At 59.0% G+C, this 2,824-nt stretch carries 4 protein-coding genes; 1 reads left to right on the top strand and 3 read right to left on the bottom strand.

The annotated features are described in order from the left end of the window. Window positions 1-97 precede the first annotated feature (97 nt). Window positions 98-550: a hypothetical protein gene (locus R5H23_RS16540; protein WP_317216104.1), complete on the top strand. Its 453-nt coding sequence runs from the start codon at window positions 98-100 to the stop codon at window positions 548-550. 19 nt (window positions 551-569) lie between these two features. Here the strand turns inward: R5H23_RS16540 and R5H23_RS16535 are convergent, their stop codons facing one another. From R5H23_RS16535 to R5H23_RS16525, 3 genes are all read right to left on the bottom strand, one after another. After that, entirely contained in the window at window positions 570-878 is a 309-nt protein-coding gene (locus tag R5H23_RS16535) for a hypothetical protein (RefSeq protein ID WP_317216102.1), read from the bottom strand. Next, a complete protein-coding gene (locus tag R5H23_RS16530) occupies window positions 875-1,189 on the bottom strand; it encodes a hypothetical protein (protein ID WP_249207949.1) in 315 nt (104 codons plus the stop codon). The genes R5H23_RS16535 and R5H23_RS16530 overlap by 4 nt, the downstream gene beginning before the upstream one ends. Before the next feature lie 8 nt (window positions 1,190-1,197). Beyond that, window positions 1,198-2,824: DotA/TraY family protein (locus R5H23_RS16525; protein WP_317216101.1), on the bottom strand; the 1,627-nt coding region annotated here is incomplete at its 5' end.

The following is a 2,824-nucleotide window of genomic DNA, read 5'->3' as shown; positions in this document are numbered from 1 at the left end:
GAACGCCAACCTTCGTGTGGAAGGATCGCAACGGCACCCCGCATGTTGAGGCAGGCCTGCCAGACGATCTTGATGCGTTTCTCGCGAGCCTTCACGCGTGAGCCTTCGTCCGACAGTGAAGCAGCGGGCCGGACGAGCCGCGTTATGGCTCGTCTTTCCGTTTATCTTTGCGCTGAGGCCGGGTCTGCGCACGGCGCAGCAGGGTCTTCGGATCCTTCAGGACGTTCCTGTGATCCAGCCCGTGGATCAGACGACGTTCGAGGACCAGCCTCCCATGTCGCCGCAAATGGCTGCAATCCGTAAGCGAACCCGGACCCTGGGGCGACTGTATGGCACGCTCTGTCTGCTGGCGAGCCTCTGGTGGGTGATGATCCTCATGTGGAGCGGTGGGGCCGCTTTCAGCGCATCCTGCGTTGAAGCGCTCGCCTGTGCGATTGTTCTGGGAAGCCAGTTTGTTATTCAGGGCTTCTCAAACTGGCAGGCCCGGACAGGACGCGCCGGAAAACTCTCGGAGTATCTTTCGGACGGGCGGCGGCTCTGGCCTCGATGAGGCCAGTCTCCGGGACGCCTCAGAACGTCCCGGATTGGGCGGCTTTGCGGTCAATCGACCAGGCGGCCTTTTCATAATCAGGGCGATCACCCTGATCGACCGGGTCATTGGGTTTGACAATGGTGCCGGCGCGGGTGGCCAGCGCAGGACGCCAGGTCACGGGCGCAGAGCCATAGGGCGCATAAGGATCGTAAAGCGGCTGCTTCACCTTGGGTGGTGATGGCACATTGTAAGACGAGAGCGAACGGATGTTGCCGTGAGCGCACGCTGACAGGCTGCACAGCAACGCCAAGGCCGCGAAACTTTGCCTTAGCGAAATGACCGTCAAGACCTGCTACCCTTCGCCTTCAGCTCGGCTTTGAGAGACGCAACCTGCGCTTCAGCTTTCTCAGCACGCTTCCGCATTTTTTCAGCGAATTCGCTCCATTCATCCCGGTTGCGAATCATCTCATCCAAACCGGTATCCGCGATACGGTGCTTCTCAGAGAGGGCATCGTACCTCCTGACAAGGTCGTTATGAAGATCTACGACCTGATTATAGGCTGCCAGGGGAACCGACTTACCGGCAGCCTGTGCCATTCTTTCGGTAGCCTGCGTGATGCGGCAGAGCTTATCGTAGTCTAGAATGTCTCCCATCATCGTTCTCCCTACTCTTCGGCGCGGCCAGAGATCTGCATGAGAGCTCTTGTCGTTGAGTCTACTGGCTCGGCCTTGTTGTTGTCGACGGTATTCTGCCCTTTCCCGTCTGCACTCACATTCGACACCGTATCGCGAGCCAGTTTTGCGGCTGTGTCTGTAGGAGCGGCGATCCCCCGGCCGGTTGACTTGTCATTAAAGTCATCGCTGTCCACACGACCGATACTCGTCATGCCCGCCATCGCAGGGATGTGGTGTGGCAGGGTCGAAATCAGCCTGAAGCACATGACTGCGATGCTCATCTCCATCGTGACGAACATGCAGAGCAGGACGATCAGGCCGATAAAATTGTCCAGAAGCCAGCCACGCTCAAAGACGAACCCGGTGGCAATCGAGAACGCCTTCATGACCAGCCAGGAGATCGAGGCAAAGATCGTGTAACTGAGCACGAGACCCGCAATCATCATCACCGGGCGAAAGAGAATTGTGAACAGCACTTCATAGCCACGGTTTCCGCGGCCATGAAGGCCCTCTCCCTGAAACACCAGATGGGCCAGCATCCACAGCGGAACGCCCACCACGGCTTCGACCACGACGATATACCATCCCGCGACACCTGCCATCCAGTAAGCAAAGGGGGTCATCGGGAGGACGTAAGCAAGCGTAATGCCGGGCGCAAGCAGGAAGAAAGCAGCCGCAAAGACAGGCGTGAGCAGGGCTTTGATCAGACCACTCAGTGCGAAGCTGCCCGCGGATGCAATGGCAGCCGGGACATCCCCGGTGGCAAGATTGGCCGCTGTCGCGAGCCCCGCCCCTGTCTTGCTACTGAGCACCGCCGCGCCGCCAATAATCGCCAGCGCCGTGTGAATTAAAAGATGGCCAAGCCCGATCATTGCCCCCAGAGGATCGGTCCAGTCACTCCCGGATGTTGGCGACAGGAGATGATTGACGATCAGCGTCATGACCCCGTTCGTGATGCCGAGTGCCTGAAGAACACGGTCCAGAGCCGATTGTCCGGAACTGGGTAAAGCTGCGTTGTTAAAGAGCCTCGTCGCCCCATTGGGCGCACTGGCGCTGTCCGACGTAGCCAGCTTCTGCTCTTCCGCAGCCTGATACTGTTCAATAGCGGTGATCGGACCCGCAAGGTCTTTGGAGAGGAATGACCCCAATCCCTGCCAGCTTGGCAGAGTTACCGAGGGGACGATGGAGGACATGGACAGCACCTCTGCATTGAGGCGCGAGATCTCAAGGTAGTAAGCCCCCAGCCCGCTCCAGCCGAGGTTTTTCATAGCCACATAGCCGGCATCACTTGAGCCGTTACCATCTGAGGAATACTGCGCACGGATCTTGCTGATCATGGCCGTGGCCGCCTCACTCAGCGCGGAGGAGTAGGACGTATTCTGTGCAGTCAGAACCGCATCCATGGAGCGAAGGGCCGTAACATCCCGCGTCTGCCAGATCGTATCCGCGAGAGACGACATGGGCGTGCGCACCGCGCTGATCAGATCCTGAAGCGCCTTGACCTGCCTGGTGCCAACATCTGTCAGATCAAGATTTGACCCGAGCATCTGCTGCTCAACCTGCTGCGGGATTGTGACCGAGATGCTGCCGCAGGTTGCCGCAGCCGTCGCCTCGCCT

The organism is Gluconobacter sp. GP1, from assembly GCF_032913585.1.
GTDB classification, from domain to species: Bacteria; Pseudomonadota; Alphaproteobacteria; order Acetobacterales; family Acetobacteraceae; genus Gluconobacter; species Gluconobacter cerinus.
This window is presented reverse-complemented; position numbering and strand designations above follow the sequence as displayed.